The following is a 19,012-nucleotide window of genomic DNA, read 5'->3' on the forward strand; positions in this document are numbered from 1 at the left end:
GTGACCACGTCAACCCCACCCGTCACCCCCCGGATGGTCGACGAGCTGGGCGTCCGGTTCGGCCTCGCCAACGGTGCCCTGGTGCTCGTCCTCCTGCTCGCGGCCGCCTTGCCGCTCGACCTCGGTGAAACCGCGTTCATCGCCCTGATCACGGCGGCACTCGCTGCTGCGACGATGCGCTGGCACCTCGGCATGGTCCTCGGCCTCGAGGCCTGGGCCTTCTTCACCGGGTTCTTCGAGAACCGGTACGGCGTACTCACCCTTGCGCGACACGACCTGTTCAGCCTGACCGGCTTCGTGCTCCTCACGGTCGCGCTGGCCCACCCGATCCGCTCCCGCCTCGCCACGACCGTGAGAGGACACGCCCGGTGAACGACGTCCTCTACGTCGTCCTGACCACAGCGTTCTTCGCTGTCGCGTTCCTCATCCTGAAGGCGGTCGGACGGCTGTGAGCCCAGAGAACCTGATCGGCCTGATCGTGAGCGTCCTCCTCCTCGGCTACCTCCTGGTGGCCCTCCTCTTCCCGGAGCGTTTCTGACATGTCCGACACCGCAGCCGGCCTGCTCCAGGTCGGCGCCCTCATCGCTGCCCTGGCGCTGTGCTACCGGCCCCTCGGCGACCACATGGCCCGGGTCTTCACGAGCGACCGTGACCTCCGGGTGGAGCGGGGGATCTACCGACTCGTCGGCGTCGACTCGGAGGCGGACCAGCGCTGGAGCGTGTACGCCGCGTCCCTGGTCGCATTCTCGTTCGTCAGCGTCGTGCTGCTGTACGTCTTCCAGCGGGTCCAGGGTCACCTGCCACTGTCCCTGGGCTTCCCCGGCGTCGACCCCGCCCTGGCGTTCAACGCCGCCGCGTCCTTCGTGACCAACACGAACTGGCAGGCGTACTCGGGCGAGGCGACCATGGGCCACCTCGTGCAGATGACGGGACTGGCCGTGCAGAACTTCCTCTCGGCCGCGGTCGGCATCGCGGTCGCGGTCGCCTTGATCCGCGGGTTCATGCGCTCGCGGACGGACAGGGTCGGCAACTTCTGGGTGGACCTGGTCCGGATCGTCGTACGGATCCTGCTCCCGCTCTCGGTTGCCGCCGCCGTCGTGCTGATCGTCATCGGCGCGGTCCAGAACTTCTCCTCGGGCACCGAGATCCACACGCTCGCCGGCGGGCACCAGACGATCACCGGTGGTCCGGTGGCGTCGCAGGAGGCGATCAAGGACCTCGGCACCAACGGCGGAGGGTTCTACAACGCGAACTCGGCCCACCCGTTCGAGAACCCGAACCCGCTCAGCAACATCTTCGAGAACTTCCTGCTGCTGCTGATCCCGTTCGCCCTGACCCGGACCTTCGGGGTGATGGTCGGCGACAAGCGCCAGGGCTACGCGCTCCTCGCCGCGATGGGGTCGATCTGGGCGACGCTCGTCGCAGCGGTGACCTACTTCGAGGTGCAGCACCACGGCGCGGCCCTGCAGGCGGCCGGCGCCGCGATGGAGGGCAAGGAGACCCGCTTCGGTGAGTGGGCGTCGGCCCTGTTCGCGGTGTCGACCACGGGCACGTCCACCGGGTCGGTGAACTCGTTCCACGACTCGTACACGAGCCTGGGGGGCGGGGCCCTGATCCTCAACATGGGCCTCGGCGAGGTCACGCCGGGTGGCGTCGGCTCCGGGCTCTACGGGCTGCTCGTGCTCGCGATCATGACAGTCTTCGTCGCCGGGCTGATGGTGGGACGCACGCCGGAGTACCTGCGCAAGAAGATCACCGCGCGCGAGATCAAGCTGGTGTCGCTCTACATCCTCACCATGCCGCTGGTCGTGCTCATCGGGGCGGGCATCGCGATGTCCTTCGCCACCCCGCGCGCCTCGATGCTCAACAGCGGACCACACGGCCTGTCCGAGGTTCTCTACGCCTTCACCTCGGCAGCCAACAACAACGGGTCCGCATTCGCGGGCATCAGCGTCAACACGCCGTTCTACAACATCGCTCTCGGGCTCGCGATGCTGATCGGGCGGTTCCTGCCGATCCTGTTCGTGCTTGCCCTGGCCGGGTCGCTGGCGCGCCAGCAGACGGTGCCGGAGACCGGCGGCACCCTGCCCACGAGAGGTCCGTTGTTCGTGACCATGCTCGTCGGTGTGGTGGTCATCGTCGCCGGGCTCACGTTCTTCCCTGTCCTCGCTCTCGGTCCCCTCGCGGAAGGCCTGTGATGTCCATCCCGACGACAACCGTGAGGCAGCCCGTCGTACCGGCTGGGTCGCCCACCCGGGTCGCGGGTGGGCTGCTCGACCCGAAGATGCTGCTGACCTCCTTCCCCGACGCCGTGCGCAAGCTCGACCCGCGCACGATGGTGCGCAACCCGGTGATGTTCGTGGTCGAGGTCGGCGCGGTGTTCACCACCGTGTCCGCGCTCACCGGGCCCAGCGGCTTTTCCTGGAGCATCGTCGTGTGGCTCTGGCTGACGGTGATCTTCGCGAACCTCGCGGAGGCGGTAGCCGAGGGCCGCGGCAAGGCCCAGGCAGCGACGCTTCGCCGAGCGAAGACAGAGACGACCGCCCACCGGCTGGTGTCGACAGGCACCGAGGTGGAGGACGTTCCCGCCACGCAGCTGCGGCTCGGCGACCGCGTCGTCGTGGTCGCGGGCGAGACCATTCCCGGCGACGGCGACGTGGTCGAAGGCGTCGCCAGCGTCGACGAGTCGGCGATCACCGGTGAGTCGGCACCGGTGATCCGCGAGTCGGGGGGCGACCGGAGCTCCGTGACCGGGGGCACCAAGGTGCTCTCGGACCGGATCGTCGTGCAGATCACCGCCAGACCGGGTGAGAGCTTCATCGACCGGATGATCGCCCTGGTCGAAGGCGCCAGCCGGCAGAAGACGCCCAACGAGATCGCCCTGAACATCCTGCTGGCCAGCCTGACGATCGTGTTCCTCGTCGCGACCGCCACGCTCCAGCCGTTCGCCGCTTTCTCGGGTGCGCCGCAGTCGAGCATCATCCTGGTGTCGCTGCTCGTCTGCCTGATCCCGACCACGATCGGCGCGCTGCTCTCCGCCATCGGCATCGCCGGGATGGACCGGCTCGTGCAGCACAACGTGCTGGCGATGTCCGGCCGGGCGGTGGAAGCAGCCGGAGACGTCAACACCCTGCTGCTCGACAAGACCGGCACGATCACGCTCGGCAACCGCCAGGCGGCCGAGTTCGTCCCGGTGGCCGGCGTCGGCCTCCGCGAGCTCGCGGATGCCGCACAGCTCTCCAGCCTCGCCGACGAGACGCCGGAGGGCCGCTCGATCGTCGTCCTCGCGAAGAACGAGTACGGCCTCCGCGAGCGCCACGAGGGCGAGCTCGCCGGCGCCGACTTCGTCCCGTTCACCGCGCAGACCCGGATGTCCGGCGTCGACCTGCACGGAGACGGAGGAAGTGGTCGACAGATCCGCAAGGGCGCCGCAGCGGCGGTGATGAAGTGGATCCGCGACAACGGTGGTCACCCCACGGAGGAGGTCGGCGCGATCGTCGACGGGATCTCCACGGCTGGCGGGACTCCCCTGGTCGTCGCCGAGCTGTCCGGCGGATCGGCTCGGGCGCTCGGGGTGATCAACCTCAAGGACGTCGTCAAGGAGGGCATGCGCGAGCGGTTCGTCGAGATGCGCCGGATGGGCATCCGGACCGTGATGATCACCGGTGACAACCCGTTGACCGCCCGGGCGATCGCCGAGGAGGCCGGCGTCGACGACTTCCTGGCCGAGGCGACGCCGGAGGACAAGATGGCGCTGATCAAGAAGGAGCAGGAGGGCGGTCGCCTCGTCGCGATGACCGGCGACGGCACCAACGACGCCCCGGCGCTCGCCCAGGCCGACGTCGGCGTCGCGATGAACACCGGCACGTCGTCGGCCAAGGAGGCCGGCAACATGGTGGACCTCGACTCCAACCCGACCAAGCTGATCGAGATCGTCGAGATCGGCAAGCAGCTCCTGATCACCCGCGGAGCGCTGACCACCTTCTCGATCGCCAACGACGTCGCGAAGTACTTCGCGATCATCCCGGCCATGTTCGCAGGGGTGTACGGCGGCCTCGACAAGCTCAACATCATGCGGCTGCACAGCGCCGAGTCGGCGATCCTCTCGGCGGTCATCTTCAACGCCCTGGTCATCGTCGCCCTGATCCCGCTGGCCCTGCGCGGCGTCCGGTACACACCGTCCACCGCATCCGCGATGCTGCGCCGCAACCTGCTCGTCTACGGCGTCGGCGGCATCGTCTCCCCGTTCATCGGCATCAAGCTCGTCGACCTGCTGGTGTCCCGGATCCCCGGCATCGGCTGAGAGGCCCCGAAGTGACAGACACCGCCATGTCCACCCCCCTCGCGCAGCCCGCTGCGCGCCAGCTCTGGCCCGCCCTGCGGATGCTGCTGGTGATGACGGTGCTGGTCGGCCTCGGCTATCCGCTGGCGATGACCGGGTTCGCGCAACTCGCGTTCCCGGGCCGTGCCGACGGCTCGCTCGTGAGGCAGGACGGCACCATGGTCGGCTCGAAGCTGATCGGGCAGTCGTTCTCCGGCTTGCCGAAGTACTTCCAGAGCCGCCCGTCGGCGGCGGGAGACGGCTACGACCCGCTGGCGTCCTCCGCTTCGAACCTCGGCCCGGAGAACGAGGACCTGATCAAGGCGATCGGGTCCCGCCGTACGGCCGCAGCGAGGCTCGACGGCACCGCTCCCGGCAAGGTCGCGCCGGACGCACTCCTCGCAAGCGGCTCGGGCCTGGACGCGTACATCAGCCCGGCGTACGCCGCCCAGCAGGTCGAGCGTGTCGCACGCGTGCGCGGGGTCGACCCGGCCACAGTGCGCAACCTGGTCGACCGGTACACCGCCGGACGCGTGCTCGGGTTCCTCGGTGAGCCCGGCGTCAACGTGCTGCTGCTCAACCTCGCCCTCGACCGCGCGACGGGCACGGCACACTAGGCCCGTGGGAACCCGCGGGAAGCTCCGGGTCTACCTCGGCGCAGCGCCGGGCGTGGGCAAGACCTACGCAATGCTCGGCGAGGCGCACCGCCGGGCCGAACGTGGGACCGACGTGGTCGTGGGTTTCGTCGAGACTCACGGCCGCCGGTTCACCGAGGAGATGATCGGCGACCTCGAGGTCGTGCCCCGGCGCACCCTGTCGTACCGCGGCGCGAGGTTCGAGGAGATGGACGTCGACGCGGTCCTGGCCCGGCACCCGAAGGTGGCGCTCGTCGACGAGCTGGCGCACACCAACGTGCCCGGATCCCGCAACGAGAAGCGCTGGCAGGACGTCGAGGAGCTGCTCGAGGCCGGCGTCGAGGTGGTCACGACGGTGAACATCCAGCACCTCGAGTCCGTCAACGACGTGGTCGAGAAGATCACCGGCGTCGCGCAGCAGGAGACGGTCCCGGACGCGGTGGTCCGGGCCGCCGACCAGATCGAGCTGCGCGACATGACCGCCGAGGCTCTGCGGCGCCGGCTGGCGCACGGCAACGTCTATGCCCCCGGGAAGGTCGACGCGGCCCTGTCCAACTACTTCCGGGCAGGCAACCTCAACGCGTTGCGCGAGCTGGCCCTGTTGTGGACCGCCGACCGCGTCGACGACGCGCTCAAGCAATACCGCGAGCAGCACGACATCACCGGCACCTGGGAGGCACGCGAGCGCATCGTGGTCGGCCTCACTGGCGGACCGGAGGGCGAGACCCTGGTGCGGCGTGCCGCACGGATCGCCGCACGGTCGAGCGGGGGCGACCTGCTCGCCGTCCACGTCGCCCGCTCGGACGGGCTCGTGGGAGCCAGCCACGAGGCGCTCGCCGCACAGCGCCAGCTCGTCGAGTCGCTGGGCGGCAGCTTCCACCAGGTGCTCGGCGACGACGTGCCCGGCGCGTTGCTCGCCTTCGCCCGCGCCGAGAACGCCACCCAGCTCGTGCTCGGGGACAGCCGTCGTCCCGCGCTCGCCCGGATCCTCGGGCCGGGCAATGCCGCGAACACGATCGCCGCGTCCGGCGACATCGACGTGCACATCGTCACCCACGGTGAACGAGCGCGGGGCCCGAACCTGCCCCGAGCCGGGGGTGCACTGAGCCGGCAGCGTCGCGTGCGTGGCCTCCTGATCGCAGTCGTCCTGCCGCCCCTCCTCACCCTGCTGCTGGTGCCGTTCCGCAGCAGCGTGAACCTGGTCAGCGACATGCTGCTGTTCCTGCTGATGACCGTGGTCGTGGCGCTCGTCGGCGGGCTGCTGCCCGCCCTGGTGACGGCGGTCTCGGGATCGGTGCTGCTGAACTTCTTCTTCACGCCGCCGTTCCACACCCTTACGATCCGCGACACCAACAACGCCCTCGCCCTGTTCGTCTTCATCCTGGTCGCGACCCTGGTCAGCTCGGTCGTCGACCTCGCCGCCCGCAGGACGCGTGAGGCCGCCCGGGCGGCGTCGGAGGCGCGGGTGCTCGCCGGTCTCGCCGGGAGCGTGCTGGGGGGCGAGGAAGCGCTCCTGGAGATGCTCGAACGCGTGCGTGAGACCTTCGGTCTCCGCTCGGCGACCTTGTTCGAGAAGGGTGAGGCGGGCTGGGATCGGCTGGCGAGCGCCGGCCCGCCGTGCGCGGAACCCAGCGAGGCCGAGACCGAGGTCCCGGCGGGTGACGGGCTCGTCCTCGCCCTGCGGGGGGGCCTGCTCCAGGCCGAGGACCAGCGCCTGATCGGCGCCCTCGCGGCGCAGGTCGGCCTGGTGCACGACCGGATCCGCCTCGCCGGAGAGGCCGCCGAAGCTGCACCCCTCGCCGCAGCCGACCGGATGCGGACGGCCCTCCTCGCTGCGGTCGGCCACGACCTGCGCACCCCTCTGGCCGCTGCGAAGGCCTCGGTCTCCAGCCTGCTGAGCAGCGACATCCGCCTGGGCGACGAGGACCGGCGGGAGCTGCTCGTGACCGCCGACGAGTCGCTGGACCGGCTGGCCGGACTCGTGAGCAACCTCCTCGACATGAGCCGGCTCCAGGCAGGCGCGCTCTCCCTGCACATGGGGCCGGTCCGGCTCGACGAGGTCGTCGCCCGGGCCGTCGACAACCTGGGTTCGGACGGCCGTCCGCTGCTCGACATGCCGGAGGACCTGCCGGAGGTGTACGCCGACCCCGGACTGCTGGAACGGGTCCTGGCCAACCTGGTCATGAACGCGCAGCGATTCTCACCGAGAGACCGTCCGCCGCTGGTCACCGCCAGCAGGTTGGGCGATCGGGTGGAGATCCGGGTCGTGGACCGAGGCCCCGGCATCTCGGAGGCCGATCGCGAGCGGGTGTTCCTCCCCTTCCAGCGGCTCGGCGACACCGACAACACCACGGGCGTCGGGCTCGGGCTGGCGCTCGCACGCGGCCTCACCGAGGCGATGCACGGGACACTCGAGCCTGACGAGACGCCCGGAGGAGGTCTCACGATGGTCGTCGCCCTCGAGGCCGTGCACGAGAACGTCCCGGAGCGGGACCGGTGACCCGCGTCCTGGTGGTCGACGACGAGCCACAGATCCTGCGCGCGCTGGCCATCAACCTGCGTGCGCGCCACTACGAGGTCTTCAGCGCTGACACCGGCGCCGAGGCGTTGCGGGTCGCAGCAGCGCACCCTCCCGACCTGGTCATCCTCGATCTGGGACTGCCCGACATGGACGGCACCGAGGTCATCGCCGGGCTTCGTGGCTGGACCACGGTCCCCATCCTCGTCCTGTCCGGACGCACGGACAGCGCGGACAAGGTCGATGCACTCGACGCAGGTGCCGACGACTACGTGATCAAGCCGTTCGGCATGGACGAGCTGCTCGCCCGGATGCGCGCGATCACCCGCCGCGGTACGCCGGTCGCCGAGGACCAGCCGGTCGTGAAGCTCGGCGAGTTCCTGGTCGACCTGGCCAACCGTCGGGTGACCAACGAGTCCGAAGGCACCGACGTACGGCTGACCCCGACCGAGTGGCAGCTGCTCGAGGTGCTCGTCCGCAATCCCGGCAAGCTGCTCAGCCAGGCCCAGCTCCTCGCCGAGGTCTGGGGTCCGGGGTACGAGAACGCCCACGGCAACCTCCGGCTCTACATGGGCCAGCTACGACGCAAGCTCGAGGCGGACCCCGCCAACCCCGCACACCTGGTCAACGAGCCAGGGCTGGGTTACCGGTTCGAGCCGTAGCGCCGGCGCCGTGAGCGGAGGTCAGACCTTCTCGATCCGTGTCCATCCGGTCCAGCCCCGCTCGGCGATCAGCTCCTGGAGGCGCGCCATCATCGGGTGTGAGTCGGAGGCGAAGGAGTCGAGGAGGGCGATGAAGCCTTCGTCGTCCATCTCCTGGCCCTGTCGCTCCAGCTCGCCGCGCTCGTCGGCCTCCTCCAGCATCTGGACCAAGAGGTCCGCGACCGCGCCGAGCCGCACGTCGTTGTCGGCGCCGGCCTCGACGAGCTCCCCGATCAACCGGTAGAGCTGCAACATCCTCGGATCGTCCAGCTGCGCATGCTTGTCAGTCATCAACGCGGGGATCTGGTCAGGCCAGCGGGCGGCGACGAGGATCCAGCCATCGCGCTCGCCTTCGACCAGCGCAGGCGGCACGCCGCTGTCGCGGAGCCGGTCGAGAAAGCCGACCACCTCGTCCGGAAGTGCCAGTGAGTCGCCGGCGGCCAGCTGCCGGATCCGCCGGCGGTGCGCCTGCAGCGAGCTGATCTCGGTGCGGAGCCGACGGTCGATCTCCTCGGTGGCCGCCGCGAACGTCTCGGCGTCTGCATCCAGCAGGTCGTGCACACGGGAGAGCGGCACGCCGGCCTCCGCAAGCGTCCGGATCTTGATGAGCTGGACGACAGCGGCGGCGTCGTACGCACGGTAGCCCGACGCATCTCGCGGCGGCTCGGGAAGCAGTCCGACCTGGTGGTAGTGCCGGACCGCCCGGACCGTCACCCCGGCGTGGGACGCCAGCTGCCCGATCGTCAGCATGCCCACGACCTGTCCCGTCCGCGCGCTCGTCAGGAGAACCTCCTGCGGTAGACCGCCATCGCCAGACCGTACGCGACGACGAGCAGTCCGGTGCACCACGCCAGCGCGGCCCACACGTCGCTCTGCACCGGCTGCTGGGCGTAGAGCGCGCGAACGGCGTCGACGATCGCGGTCACCGGCTGGTGCTCGGCGAAGGCGCGCACCGGGCCCGGCATGGTGTCGGTGGGCACGAACGCCGAGCTGATGAACGGCAGCAGGATCAGCGGGTAGGAGAACGCACTCGCGCCGTCGATCGACTTCGCAGTGAGGCCGGGGATGACGGCGAGCCAGGTCAGGGCCAACGTGAAGAGGACCAGGATGCCGCAGACCGCGAGCCACGCCAGCACCCCGGCGCCGGAGCGGAAGCCCATGAGCAGGGCGACGAGCACGACGACTGCGAGCGAGACCAGGTTGGCCACCAAGGAGGTCAGCACGTGCGCCCACAGCACCGCGGACCGTGCGATCGGCATCGACTGGAACCGCTGGAAGATGCCGCTCTGCATGTCCAGGAAGAGCCGGTACGCCGTGTAGGAGATGCCCGAGGCGATCGTGATGACCAGGATGCCGGGCAGCAGGTAGGTGACGTAGGAGTCGGTTCCCGTGCGGATCGCACCGCCGAGCACGTAGACGAACAGCAGCATGAACGCGATGGGCATGATCGCGGTCGTGATGATCGTGTCCGGGCTGCGGAGGATGTGGCGCAGCGACCGGCCGAGGAGGACGAGGTTGTCGCCCACGAGGTGCCTGTTCGTGCGGGTGCTGGTCATCGTGCCACTCCCTGGTTGTCGACAAGTGCGAGGAAGACGTCCTCGAGGCTCGGCTGCTTCTCGACGTACTCGACCTTCGCCGGAGGGATGAGCTGCTTGAGCTCGGCGAGGGTCCCGCTGACCAGGATGCGGCCCTCGTGGAGGATCGCGATCCGGTCGGCGAGGTGCTCGGCCTCGTCGAGGTACTGCGTGGTCAGCAGCACCGTCGTGCCGCCGTGGGCGAGCTCCTTGACCGTCTGCCAGACCTCGATCCGCGCCTGCGGGTCGAGACCGGTGGTCGGCTCGTCGAGGAAGATCACCGGCGGGCTGCCGATCAGGCTCATCGCGATGTCCAGACGGCGCCGCATGCCGCCCGAGTACGTCGCCACCCGGCGTCCGGAGGCGTCCGCGAGTCCGAACCGTCCCAACAGCCGGTCGGCGACCTCGCCGGGTTCGTCGAGATGCCGCAGCCGGGCGACCAGCGTGAGGTTCTCCCGTCCCGTCAGCACCTCGTCGACGGCCGCGAACTGCCCGGTGAGGCTGATCGACTCACGCACGCCCGCGGCGTCCGCGGCGGCATCGAACCCGTTGACCACGGCCGAGCCGGCGTCAGCCTCGAGCAGGGTGGCCAGGATGTTCACGACCGTGGTCTTCCCCGCACCGTTCGAGCCGAGCAGCGCGAAGATGCTCCCCCGCGCCACGTCGAAGTCCACCCCGCGCAGGACGCGCAGCTCCTTGTACGACTTCTCCAGGCCCCGGACGCTGATCGCCGGACCCGGGACCTGCTCACCCACGATCTCCACTGTCTCCACCTGCTGCACCTGACTCCTCCTGGCGGTTCCCGCCATGCTCGGAAGAGGCCCCGATGGCCTCGAGGACCAGCGTGCAGGGTTGACGCAGCGTCAAGGTCAAGCGGACAGGGGCGTCAGTAGTACCAGGGGTACGGCGACCAGTCCGGCTCGCGCTTCTCCAGGAACTGGTCGCGGCCCTCCTGGGCTTCGTCGGTCATGTAGGCGAGCCGCGTCGCCTCGCCGGCGAACAGCTGCTGCCCGACCAGGCCGTCGTCGATGAGGTTGAAGGAGTACTTCAGCATCCGTTGCGCCGTCGGGCTCTTGCTGTTGACCAGCCGGCCCCACTCGAGGCCGACCTTCTCGAGCTCGGCGTGCGGCACCGCCCGGTTGACCGTGCCCATCCGCACGCCGTCCTCGGCGGAGTACTCCTGGCCCAGGAAGAAGATCTCCCGCGCGACCTTCTGGCCCACCTGACGGGCGAGGTACGCCGACCCGAAGCCGCCGTCGAACGAGCCGACGTCTGCGTCGGTCTGCTTGAACCGCCCGTGCTCGGCGCTGGCGAGGGTCAGGTCGCACACCACGTGCAGGGAGTGGCCCCCTCCGGCCGCCCAGCCGTTGACCAGGCAGATCACCACCTTGGGCATGAACCGGATCAGCCGCTGGCACTCCAGGATGTGCAGGCGGGCCATCTTCGCCTTGTCCACGGTGTCCGCGGTCTCGCCGTCGGCGTACTGGTAACCGGCCTTGCCGCGGATCCGCTGGTCGCCCCCGGTGCAGAAGGCCCACTTGCTGTTCTTCTCCGACGGCCCGTTGCCGGTGAGCAGCACGCAGCCGACGTCGGAGGAGGTCCGGGCATGCTCCAGCGCGCGCAGCAGCTCGTCGACCGTGTGCGGCCGGAACGCGTTCAGCACGTCGGGCCGGTCGAACGCGATCCGCACGGTGCCGTGCGCCCTGGCGCGGTGGTAGGTCAGGTCGGTGAGGTCCTCGAACCCCGGTACGACGTCCCAGTCGGCCGGGTCGAAGATCTCGCTCACGCCCTCGATCGCGCTCATGGCGGGAATCTATCGGCGTCTCGACAGGCTCAACCAGCGAGGGCTTGACCTTGACCCTGGGGGCAACGTCTACGGTCGTCGACGAGGAGACCACCATGCAGAGCGAGACCATGTCCATCAAAGGCGTGGCCGAGCGCGCCGGCGTCACCGTGAAGGCGGTGCGCTACTACGAGTCGCGCGGCCTGATCAGCCCGCGTCGCGCCACCAACGGCTACCGCCTCTACGACGACGCCGACGTGCGGGTCGTGCGGGAGGTGCGGGCGCTGCTGTCGCTCGGGCTGACCGCCGAGCAGATCCATCCGTTCGTCGAGTGCCTGCGCGCCGGGAACGACCGGGCGGACGTCTGCCCGGCCTCGCTCTCGGCGTACCGGGACCGGATCGCGGACATCGACGACCGCATCGCCGAGCTGTCGGGCCTGCGCAGCCAGCTGGCGGACCTCCTCGCCCAGGCCGAGAGCTACCGGACCCCGAAGGAGCAACGATGAGTGCAGTCCACGAGATCACCGACGACCAGTTCGAGGCGGAGGTGCTCGGCTCCGAGCTCCCGGTGCTGGTGGAGTTCTGGGCGCAGTGGTGCGGCCCGTGCCACCTGGTGGCGCCGGTCGTCGAGAAGATCGCCGAGGAGCGCACCGACACCTTGCGTGTGGTGAAGATCAACTCCGACGAGAACCCGCTCGTGTCCGCGCGCTACCGCGTGCTGGGGCTGCCGACGATGCTGCTCTTCGACGGCGGCGAGCCGGTCCTCCAGCTCACCGGTGCCCGGCCGAAGTCGGCGATCGAGCGGGAGCTCGACAAGGCGCTGGCGCCCGCCTGAGCCGGTGGGGAATGTTCGCGCCCGTCTCGGGCATTCCCCTGACATGACGCTTCAAGGTGAGTACGCGCCGAGCGCGCAGGACTGGGTCCGCGAGCAGGTCGAGCGGTTCGAGGCCTCCGGCGGGACCGAGGCGACCGTGCTCGAGCGCACCGGCGACCCCATCGTGGTGATCACGTCGGTCGGCGTGAAGTCGGGCAAGCTGCGGAAGAACCCCGTGATGAGGGTCGAGCGCGACGGCAAGTACGTCGCCATCGCCTCCAAGGGTGGCTCCCCCCAGCAGCCCGAGTGGTACCACAACTTCCTCGCGCACGCGGAGGTCGACCTCCAGGACGGTCCGGTCAAGAAGACCTACCGTGCCCGCCTGCTGGAGGGCGACGAGCGCGCCGAGTGGTGGCAGTACGCCGTCGACACGTGGCCGACGTACGGCGAGTACCAGAAGAAGACCGACCGGCTGATCCCCGTCTTCCTGCTCGAGCCCGTCGACTGACCGGACCCCGAGCGGTCAGGCGTTGCGGCGCAGCGAGGCGGCCATCGCGATGAGGTGCGCCAGCCGGGCGATCTCGGAGTCGAGGAACTCCGGTCCGCCGCGCCGGCCGACGACGACCAGCTCGTCGTTGCCGAGGGGCGAGCCCGCGACCAGCAGGTCGGACCACTCCTCCGGCACCTCGACCAGCTGACCCTTCTCGAGGTTCGCCGGCCAGACGATCTTCTCGGGGATCTCCGTCGGGGCCGCCGGCGTGCCGTGCACGACAGTTGCCGTCTCGCCGTCGCGGCGCAGGTGCACCCCCCAGTCGACCAGGAAGACCGTCGGCAACGAGTCCACGAGCCGCTCGATCGCCTTCGCCGGGTCCTCGGTCATCGACTCGACGGCCTCGAGGTCCAGGAAGAGGTTGCCGCCGGCGGCGTACCGCGAGATCCAGAGGACCTTGACCCCGTCGAGGGAGGTGCACGCAGAGACGATGCTGTCCGGCATCACCTCGGCGTCCGCGGCGATGAACACGTCGTCGATCGCCGTGCCCGCCTCAGCGTCACGGCCGACGATCTCGATCGCGTCGATGTTGGCCCCCGAGGCACCGATCGCACTCGCCAGCCGGCCCAGCGATCCCGGGACGTCAGGCAGCTCGACGCGAAGCAGGTAGGACATGCAGCGACCCTAGCCAACGCTCGTTTCGCCCGGATTTCCTGTCTCAGCGCCCCTCAGCGGACGAGCCGAAGGTTGAAATCGGCCGTACCGAGGTTGGCCATCAGCCGCACCCAGAGCGGCAGCCACATCTCGAGTCCGCGGGCAGCCTCGAGGCTGGGGAACTCGACGATGTCCACCCAGCCGAGCTCCCCGAGCAGCGCGCGGACGGCCTCACGGGCGGGCGGGTCGTCGCCGGCGACGAAGATCGTGGTCGCCTCCGCGAGCCGGCCCGGATCGACCATCACCGCACCGTTCACGGTGTTCAGCGCCTTGACCACCCGCGCCTCGGGGTGCGCGCGCTGGATCTGCTCGGCGAGGCTGTCGGTGTCCGCCACGCTGAGACGCGGCGGGAACCCGTCGGAGAAGTCCAGCGGGTTCGAGACGTCGATGAGCACCTTGCCGTCGAGGTCGACCTGCGCCATCGCCTCGAGGCTGACCATTCCCCCGGTCGCGTTGACGACCAGGTCCGCGCCGGTGGTGGCGTCGGCCATCGCGACCAGCGGTACGTCGTTGCCGGCCCACTCGTCGCGCTGCGCGGTCGCCGCCGGATCGCGGGTGCCGACCACGACGTCGTGCCCGATCCGCCGGAACCCGTCGGCCAGCTGCCTGCCGGCAGAGCCGGTCCCGATCACCGCGATCCTCATGCCGGGAGCCTACGGCTCCCGCGTGCGTCTACGCGTAGGTCGCTGCCCACTCCTCCTCGGTCAGCCCCTCGTCGAAGTCCTCCTCCCAGAGCTGCTCCGGTGACCGCGGCCGGTTGAGCTCGGCCCAGTCGCGCAGACCGACGATCGCGTCGCGAAGTTCAGTCGCGGAGAGCTGAAATCCGTCGGCTTCCAGGTCGGCCCACGAGAAGTCGTCGGACACAGGGTGCGTCGTGCGAGCGATCGGATGGCGAAAGCCGGACGCGGTGCGCAACACGTAGCCGCCGTCGGAGGCCTGCTCGATGGCGAACCCGGGCGCGTGCTTGGTGCGGTGGTCGGCGCGGCAGCCTGGCCAGAGGTTGGCGGTGTCGGTCGCCCCGAGCGGCCAGGCGACCCGGTGGTCGAGGTCGTCCTCGGTCGAGGGAGCGTCGCACCCGGGCCGGAAGCAGGTGGAGTGCTCGGCCACCACCTGGCGCCAGATCGGGCCGGTCGGTCGGTAGCTCTTCGTGGAGAGCTCCACCAGGTGGCCGGCCTCGTCGGTGAGCATCCGGTGCCAGGTGCCGCCCGGTTCGTGGGCGATCATCCGGGCGAGCGAGGCCGGCACCACCGTGCCACCGGACAGCACCCCGGGATCGTCGGCGATCCCCATCAGGGTCTGGATCGGGACGGTGAGGTTGACGATCGGTCGCGCGTACACCGGCACCGGTGCCGCGTCCTGCGTCCCGATCAGGAGGTCCAGCGCGAGATCGGCCTTGAGCTGGTCGATGGTCCGCTCGTCGCCCTGCTGGCGTCGGCGCCGGGCCGCCAGCTTCAGCCGGTGGTCGGCGAGCCTGACCTTGTCGATGCGGCCGTTGACCGACAGCCAGCCCATGCCGGGCACGTCGTCGCGTGCCCAGGCGCCGCGTGACTCGAAGGCGCGGCGGAACAGCTCGTCCTCCCGCGTCGGCTGCAGCTTGCGGATCTCGTAGTCGATCTTGTTGCGCAGCTGCCGCACCGTGCAGGTGACCAGCGGTTCGGACTCCGGGTCACCGTCGACGCCGGTCAGACTCTTGCGCAGGAAGGTCAGCATCCTGGTCATGAACTTCGCGATCTCGTCTGCGGAGTCCAGCTTCTGTCGAGCCGCGTCGGCGACCAGGCTCGCCCGGTAGCCGTCGAGCTGCCCGGCCTCGCACATCTCCCGGATCGGCTCGGCGTACTGGCAGAGATGGAGCGCGACGTTGAGCTCCTTGCGCACCCGCGCGGCATCCATCCCCCAGAGCGAGCCGATCTCGACCACCGTCTCCTGTCGGGCTGTGAGTGCGAAGTGCGGGGACGCTGCTCGCTTCTGCTCCTCGGTGTCGAGCCGGCGGCGGTAGAACTCGACGAAGCAGAGCCACCGCTGACCGTTCGCCCGGTTCTCCGCGATGCGCGCCCGCCGGCCGGCAAGGAGCACGTCGCGGTCGCTCAACGGCTGCAGGCTCCGGGTCGGCGGTCCGAGCCGGCCGAGCTCGAGGTCACGTGGGTTTGGAGCTCGTTCTGCCAGGTACGTCGGCACCGACACCTCCCGAGTAGTGGTGATCGACCCTGCATCCATTCGACCAGCCAGCACCGACAATTCCCGGTCGGCCCGGTTCAGCAGATTCCTGCTGAACCTCAGAGCGGCCGGAACCGCAGCGCCGACCAGACGCTGCCCAGCGAGACCGACCGGACCGGCTGCGCGCCACGCCCCTGGACCAGCTCGGCGAGGATGTCGCGGTTGAGGTCGGTGCCGAGCTGGCGTGCCTTCGGGTAGGCGATCCAGGCGACCCGATCCTCCCGCGCGGCGGCCAGCACCGGACCGCCGAGCTCGTCGAGATCGCCCGCCCGTACGACGAAGCCGATCACCGCCGCTGCCTCCGCCGCGTCCGCAGGATCGCTCAGCACCAGGCAGTCGCCCGGGATCTCGAGGTCGACGTCGGCGGGCTGCCCCAGGACCACCACCGTCGCCGCGGCCGGTATCTGCAGCTTGCGGGCGACGGTCACGATCGCAGGCTAGCCCGCCGGCCGCGCCGGGAGCTCAGCCGAGCCGGATCGCGGCTGCTTACAGCCCTGGTGCCGGTTGCTACGGCCGAAGCCGACCGGCGACCCAACCGCCGAGGAGGCCGAGGACACCTCCCAGCATGCCTGTCGGCACGCCGACCTCGAGGATCGCGAACCACGCGGTCGCCGGATGTGCGATGAGCCCCAGCACGAGCCCGGCGAGGCCGCCAAGAGCACCGAGGCCCGCTGCTCCGACGAGTGCGGACCGGAGAGGGAGTGGCAGGTCACCCAACCAGACGGGGACCACGGCCATCCGGTGAGTGTCGCACGACGCGGCGGCTCACCCTCCAACCCCGAGTCGGAACGTCTCGAGCACCTCGTACCGGGGCCGCTTCCGCGGACCCTCGCCCAGGTGCGAGGCGATCAGGCTGATCTCGTCGAGGTCGTACGCCGGGCCGCGATAGCCGTCGAGCAGCCGCACCCAGGGCGTTGCCTCGACCGGGTGGCCCATCCGGGCGAGGGTCAGGTGCGGCTTGAAGCGCTCGCCGGCCACCTCGATGCCGGCCCGGGCGGCCGCGGCACGGCAGCCGGTCGCGAGGCGACGCAGCTCCTCGGGGTCGTCGAGCGAGACTCCTGCCCAGAGGACCTTCGCCCGCCCCACATGGGGAAACGCACCGCCGCCACCGATCGTCGCGCGCATCGGGTGGCGCTTGCGCGCCGCCCGCGACAGCCGTTCGACCAGGTCGTCGTGGGTCCGGTCCGGGACCTCGGCGAGGAACGCGAGGGTGAGGTGCCACTGCTCCGGGACCGTCCAGCGGAAGGCAGCCGCCTCGCGGCGTACGGACAGGAACTCCTCGAGGTCCTCGAGCACGTCGAGCGGCGGCACGGCCGCGACGAACATCCGCATCGGCGAGGTCAGAAGCCCAGGTCGCGCCCGATGAGCTCCTTCATGATCTCGTTCGAGCCGGCCCAGATCTTTGTCACCCGGGCATCGCGCCACGCGCGTGCCGCGCGGTACTCGTTCATGTAGCCGTAGCCGCCGTGCAGCTGGACGCAGGCGTCGAGGATGTCGTTCTGGACCTGGGAGGTCCACCACTTCGCCTTCGCGGCGTCGATCGCGGTGAGCTCACCCTGCCGGTGGGCCAGCACGCACTGGTCGACGAAGGCCTGGCTGACCTCGGCCTGCGTGACCAGCTCGGCCAGCAGGAACTTGTTGTGCTGGAACTGCCCGATCGACTGCCCGAAGGCCGACCGGTCGTGGCAGTAGGCGATCGTCTCGTCGAGGATCTCCCGCGCGTGCGCCAGGTTGGTGATCGCGGACCCGAGCCGCTCCTGCGGCAGCCACTGCATCATGTGGATGAAGCCGTTGTCGAACTCCCCGATGATCGCGTCCTCGCCGACCCGGACGTTCTCGAAGAACAGCTCGGCGGTGTCGGACTCGGGCTGCCCGACCTTGTCGAGCTTGCGGCCCTTCGAGTAGCCCTCGAGCGTCGTGTCGACGCCGAACAGCGTGATGCCCCGGGCCTTCTTCTCCGGGGTGGTGCGCGCGGCGACGATGACGAGGTCGGCGGAGTAGCCGTTGGTGATGAAGGTCTTCGAGCCGTTGATCACGAACTCGTTGCCGTCGCGGACCGCCGTGGTCTTCAGAGCCGCGAGGTCCGAGCCGCCGCTCGGCTCGGTCATGCCGATCGCGGTCAGCAGCTCGCCGGAGCAGAAGCGCGGGAGCCAGCGCTTCTTCTGGTCGGTGGTGGTCAGGTGCACCAGGTACGGCGCCACGATGTCCGCGTGGATGCCGACGCAGCTCGGCAGCGCCATGTTGACCTTGGCGAGCTCCTCGGTCAGCACGGCGTTGAACCGGTAGTCACCGGCCTCGGACCCGCCGTACTCCTCGGGGATCTCCAGCCCCAGGAAGCCCTGCTTGCCCGCGGCGAGCCAGAACTCCCGCGGGATCGCCTTCTGGTCGATCCAGTCCTCGAGGTGCGGCTTGACCTCCCGCTCGAGGAACTCCCGGACGGACTGGCGGAAGGACTCGTGGTCGGCCTCGTAGATGCTGCGCTCCATGCGGCCATCGTAGGTGGATCGGGTCACACCAGGGCGCTGTCGCCCACGCCGATGATCTGGTCGTCCGGAGGCAGGTCGACCTTCACGGGCCGGTCGTAGTCGCTGAAGGTGATGTCCTCGATGTCGTCGCCGTGCGGCCCGTCGTACTTCACAGGACGGTGCGGGGCAACCGCCTGCACCCAGACGCGGGTGTCGTCGCACATCACCTGGACGGTCGGCTCCTCCGTCGCCGGCCCGCCGAGGCCCTTGACGCAGCCGTCGACGTCGTCGGGGATGATCTCCGCCCGCAGCGCCGAGAGGTCGCAGTTGGCCTTGAGCTCGTCGCTGAGGTCTTCGTCGGACACGTCGACCCAGTGGTCGCCGAACCGCTCGACCAGCTGCGCGTGGTGCCTGCGTGGTCCGAACTGCTGCCAGTACCTCGCGTTGGCCCGGAAGAGCCACCGCCCGTCGGGTGCGTGGATGACGTCGAAGCGAGCGCCGCCCACCTCGAAGCCCCCGACACAGGTCCCCGCCCTGTTGACGGCGACGTCCATCGTGGCGTCGTCGCCCCGGTACCTGCCGGTCCCCTCCAGATGGACCGACGAGACCTTCTTCAGCGCTGCCGCCGTCGCCTCGGCGACCTGCCGGCCGGAGAGGTCGGCGAAGGCGCCCTCCCCCGAGCGAGGGCTGGGCGCGGCGGTGGGGCCGGTGCCGGCGCATCCCGACACGAGGGCCGCCGCGGCAGCCAGCGCCACCACGACCTTCACCCGAGCCCGATGCACG

General features: G+C 70.0%; 22 protein-coding genes. 10 read left to right on the top strand and 12 right to left on the bottom strand.

Going from position 1 to position 19,012, the window contains the following annotated elements; translation table 11 throughout:
* The 7 genes from ACVW00_RS20040 (at position 1) to ACVW00_RS20070 (ending at position 8,136) form a co-directional block, all read left to right on the top strand.
* The gene (locus tag ACVW00_RS20040) at positions 1-372 is read left to right on the top strand and encodes a hypothetical protein (protein ID WP_457112654.1); all 372 of its coding nucleotides are present in this window, start codon (positions 1-3) and stop codon (positions 370-372) included.
* A 76-nt stretch (positions 373-448) separates the two neighbouring features.
* A complete protein-coding gene (kdpF, locus tag ACVW00_RS20045; RefSeq protein ID WP_457112655.1) occupies positions 449-538 on the top strand; it encodes a K(+)-transporting ATPase subunit F in 90 nt (29 codons plus the stop codon).
* Between the two features lies 1 nt (position 539).
* On the top strand, positions 540-2,198 hold the full coding sequence (gene kdpA / locus ACVW00_RS20050; protein WP_457112656.1) for a potassium-transporting ATPase subunit KdpA: 1,659 nt from the start codon (positions 540-542) through the stop codon (positions 2,196-2,198).
* On the top strand, positions 2,198-4,303 hold the full coding sequence (gene kdpB, locus ACVW00_RS20055; protein WP_457112657.1) for a potassium-transporting ATPase subunit KdpB: 2,106 nt from the start codon (positions 2,198-2,200) through the stop codon (positions 4,301-4,303). The genes kdpA and kdpB overlap by 1 nt, the downstream gene beginning before the upstream one ends.
* Positions 4,304-4,329: 26 nt before the next feature.
* Complete coding sequence (gene kdpC, locus ACVW00_RS20060) at positions 4,330-4,938, top strand: K(+)-transporting ATPase subunit C (protein ID WP_457112658.1); 609 nt, start codon at positions 4,330-4,332, stop codon at positions 4,936-4,938.
* 4 nt (positions 4,939-4,942) lie between these two features.
* Positions 4,943-7,456, top strand: coding sequence for a DUF4118 domain-containing protein (locus ACVW00_RS20065; protein ID WP_457112659.1), 2,514 nt, complete (start codon positions 4,943-4,945; stop codon positions 7,454-7,456).
* Entirely contained in the window at positions 7,453-8,136 is a 684-nt protein-coding gene (locus ACVW00_RS20070) for a response regulator (protein WP_457112660.1), read from the top strand. Before ACVW00_RS20065 ends, ACVW00_RS20070 begins: the two co-directional genes overlap by 4 nt.
* 21 nt (positions 8,137-8,157) lie before the next feature.
* On the opposite strand, the gene ACVW00_RS20075 is transcribed toward ACVW00_RS20070, so the two are convergent.
* The 4 genes from ACVW00_RS20075 to ACVW00_RS20090 all read right to left on the bottom strand — a co-directional run bounded on the left by ACVW00_RS20075 (position 8,158) and on the right by ACVW00_RS20090 (position 11,553).
* The gene (locus ACVW00_RS20075) at positions 8,158-8,925 is read right to left on the bottom strand and encodes a MerR family transcriptional regulator (protein WP_457112661.1); all 768 of its coding nucleotides are present in this window, start codon (positions 8,923-8,925) and stop codon (positions 8,158-8,160) included.
* A 29-nt stretch (positions 8,926-8,954) separates the two neighbouring features.
* The gene (locus ACVW00_RS20080) at positions 8,955-9,731 is read right to left on the bottom strand and encodes an ABC transporter permease (RefSeq protein ID WP_457112662.1); all 777 of its coding nucleotides are present in this window, start codon (positions 9,729-9,731) and stop codon (positions 8,955-8,957) included.
* Positions 9,728-10,522, bottom strand: coding sequence for an ABC transporter ATP-binding protein (locus tag ACVW00_RS20085; protein ID WP_457112663.1), 795 nt, complete (start codon positions 10,520-10,522; stop codon positions 9,728-9,730). The genes ACVW00_RS20080 and ACVW00_RS20085 overlap by 4 nt, the downstream gene beginning before the upstream one ends.
* A gap of 113 nt (positions 10,523-10,635) precedes the next feature.
* Positions 10,636-11,553 (bottom strand): 1,4-dihydroxy-2-naphthoyl-CoA synthase, encoded by a 918-nt coding sequence (locus ACVW00_RS20090; protein WP_457112664.1) that lies wholly within the window; start codon positions 11,551-11,553, stop codon positions 10,636-10,638.
* A gap of 95 nt (positions 11,554-11,648) precedes the next feature.
* Between ACVW00_RS20090 and ACVW00_RS20095 the strand changes: the two genes are divergently transcribed.
* From ACVW00_RS20095 to ACVW00_RS20105, 3 genes are read left to right on the top strand one after another with little or no spacing between them, the layout of a single operon-like run.
* Positions 11,649-12,038, top strand: coding sequence for a MerR family transcriptional regulator (locus ACVW00_RS20095; RefSeq protein ID WP_457112665.1), 390 nt, complete (start codon positions 11,649-11,651; stop codon positions 12,036-12,038).
* Complete coding sequence (gene trxA, locus ACVW00_RS20100; RefSeq protein ID WP_457112666.1) at positions 12,035-12,367, top strand: thioredoxin; 333 nt, start codon at positions 12,035-12,037, stop codon at positions 12,365-12,367. The genes ACVW00_RS20095 and trxA overlap by 4 nt, the downstream gene beginning before the upstream one ends.
* A gap of 43 nt (positions 12,368-12,410) precedes the next feature.
* Entirely contained in the window at positions 12,411-12,854 is a 444-nt protein-coding gene (locus ACVW00_RS20105) for a nitroreductase family deazaflavin-dependent oxidoreductase (protein ID WP_457112667.1), read from the top strand.
* Between the two features lie 15 nt (positions 12,855-12,869).
* On the opposite strand, the gene ACVW00_RS20110 is transcribed toward ACVW00_RS20105, so the two are convergent.
* The 8 genes from ACVW00_RS20110 to ACVW00_RS20145 form a co-directional block, all read right to left on the bottom strand.
* Positions 12,870-13,511, bottom strand: coding sequence for an ACT domain-containing protein (locus ACVW00_RS20110; RefSeq protein WP_457112668.1), 642 nt, complete (start codon positions 13,509-13,511; stop codon positions 12,870-12,872).
* A gap of 53 nt (positions 13,512-13,564) precedes the next feature.
* On the bottom strand, positions 13,565-14,194 hold the full coding sequence (locus ACVW00_RS20115) for an NADPH-dependent F420 reductase (RefSeq protein ID WP_457112669.1): 630 nt from the start codon (positions 14,192-14,194) through the stop codon (positions 13,565-13,567).
* 28 nt (positions 14,195-14,222) lie between these two features.
* On the bottom strand, positions 14,223-15,638 hold the full coding sequence (locus tag ACVW00_RS20120; protein WP_457112670.1) for an HNH endonuclease signature motif containing protein: 1,416 nt from the start codon (positions 15,636-15,638) through the stop codon (positions 14,223-14,225).
* 185 nt (positions 15,639-15,823) lie between these two features.
* The gene (locus ACVW00_RS20125; protein WP_457112671.1) at positions 15,824-16,192 is read right to left on the bottom strand and encodes a hypothetical protein; all 369 of its coding nucleotides are present in this window, start codon (positions 16,190-16,192) and stop codon (positions 15,824-15,826) included.
* 79 nt (positions 16,193-16,271) lie between these two features.
* The gene (locus tag ACVW00_RS20130; protein WP_457112672.1) at positions 16,272-16,502 is read right to left on the bottom strand and encodes a hypothetical protein; all 231 of its coding nucleotides are present in this window, start codon (positions 16,500-16,502) and stop codon (positions 16,272-16,274) included.
* Between the two features lie 27 nt (positions 16,503-16,529).
* Positions 16,530-17,096, bottom strand: coding sequence for an RNA 2',3'-cyclic phosphodiesterase (thpR, locus tag ACVW00_RS20135; RefSeq protein WP_457112673.1), 567 nt, complete (start codon positions 17,094-17,096; stop codon positions 16,530-16,532).
* Between the two features lie 8 nt (positions 17,097-17,104).
* Positions 17,105-18,250: an acyl-CoA dehydrogenase family protein gene (locus ACVW00_RS20140; RefSeq protein ID WP_457112674.1), complete on the bottom strand. Its 1,146-nt coding sequence runs from the start codon at positions 18,248-18,250 to the stop codon at positions 17,105-17,107.
* Positions 18,251-18,273: 23 nt separating this feature from the next.
* Positions 18,274-19,011 (bottom strand): hypothetical protein, encoded by a 738-nt coding sequence (locus tag ACVW00_RS20145; protein ID WP_457112675.1) that lies wholly within the window; start codon positions 19,009-19,011, stop codon positions 18,274-18,276.
* Position 19,012 lies beyond the last annotated feature (1 nt).

Source organism: Marmoricola sp. URHA0025 HA25, from assembly GCF_054059435.1.

Bases quoted from the DNA above. Each gene is read 5' to 3' on its own strand.
- kdpA (WP_457112656.1), top strand. From the start codon at position 540: ATGTCCGACACCGCAGCCGGCCTGCTCCAGGTCGGCGCCCTCATCGCT.
- kdpB (WP_457112657.1), top strand. From the start codon at position 2,198: ATGTCCATCCCGACGACAACCGTGAGGCAGCCCGTCGTACCGGCTGGG.
- kdpC (WP_457112658.1), top strand. From the start codon at position 4,330: ATGTCCACCCCCCTCGCGCAGCCCGCTGCGCGCCAGCTCTGGCCCGCC.
- ACVW00_RS20075 (WP_457112661.1), bottom strand. From the start codon at position 8,925: ATGCTGACGATCGGGCAGCTGGCGTCCCACGCCGGGGTGACGGTCCGG.
- ACVW00_RS20080 (WP_457112662.1), bottom strand. From the start codon at position 9,731: ATGACCAGCACCCGCACGAACAGGCACCTCGTGGGCGACAACCTCGTC.
- ACVW00_RS20090 (WP_457112664.1), bottom strand. From the start codon at position 11,553: ATGAGCGCGATCGAGGGCGTGAGCGAGATCTTCGACCCGGCCGACTGG.
- ACVW00_RS20095 (WP_457112665.1), top strand. From the start codon at position 11,649: ATGCAGAGCGAGACCATGTCCATCAAAGGCGTGGCCGAGCGCGCCGGC.
- trxA (WP_457112666.1), top strand. From the start codon at position 12,035: ATGAGTGCAGTCCACGAGATCACCGACGACCAGTTCGAGGCGGAGGTG.
- ACVW00_RS20105 (WP_457112667.1), top strand. From the start codon at position 12,411: ATGACGCTTCAAGGTGAGTACGCGCCGAGCGCGCAGGACTGGGTCCGC.
- ACVW00_RS20110 (WP_457112668.1), bottom strand. From the start codon at position 13,511: ATGTCCTACCTGCTTCGCGTCGAGCTGCCTGACGTCCCGGGATCGCTG.
- ACVW00_RS20115 (WP_457112669.1), bottom strand. From the start codon at position 14,194: ATGAGGATCGCGGTGATCGGGACCGGCTCTGCCGGCAGGCAGCTGGCC.
- ACVW00_RS20130 (WP_457112672.1), bottom strand. From the start codon at position 16,502: ATGGCCGTGGTCCCCGTCTGGTTGGGTGACCTGCCACTCCCTCTCCGG.
- thpR (WP_457112673.1), bottom strand. From the start codon at position 17,096: ATGCGGATGTTCGTCGCGGCCGTGCCGCCGCTCGACGTGCTCGAGGAC.
- ACVW00_RS20140 (WP_457112674.1), bottom strand. From the start codon at position 18,250: ATGGAGCGCAGCATCTACGAGGCCGACCACGAGTCCTTCCGCCAGTCC.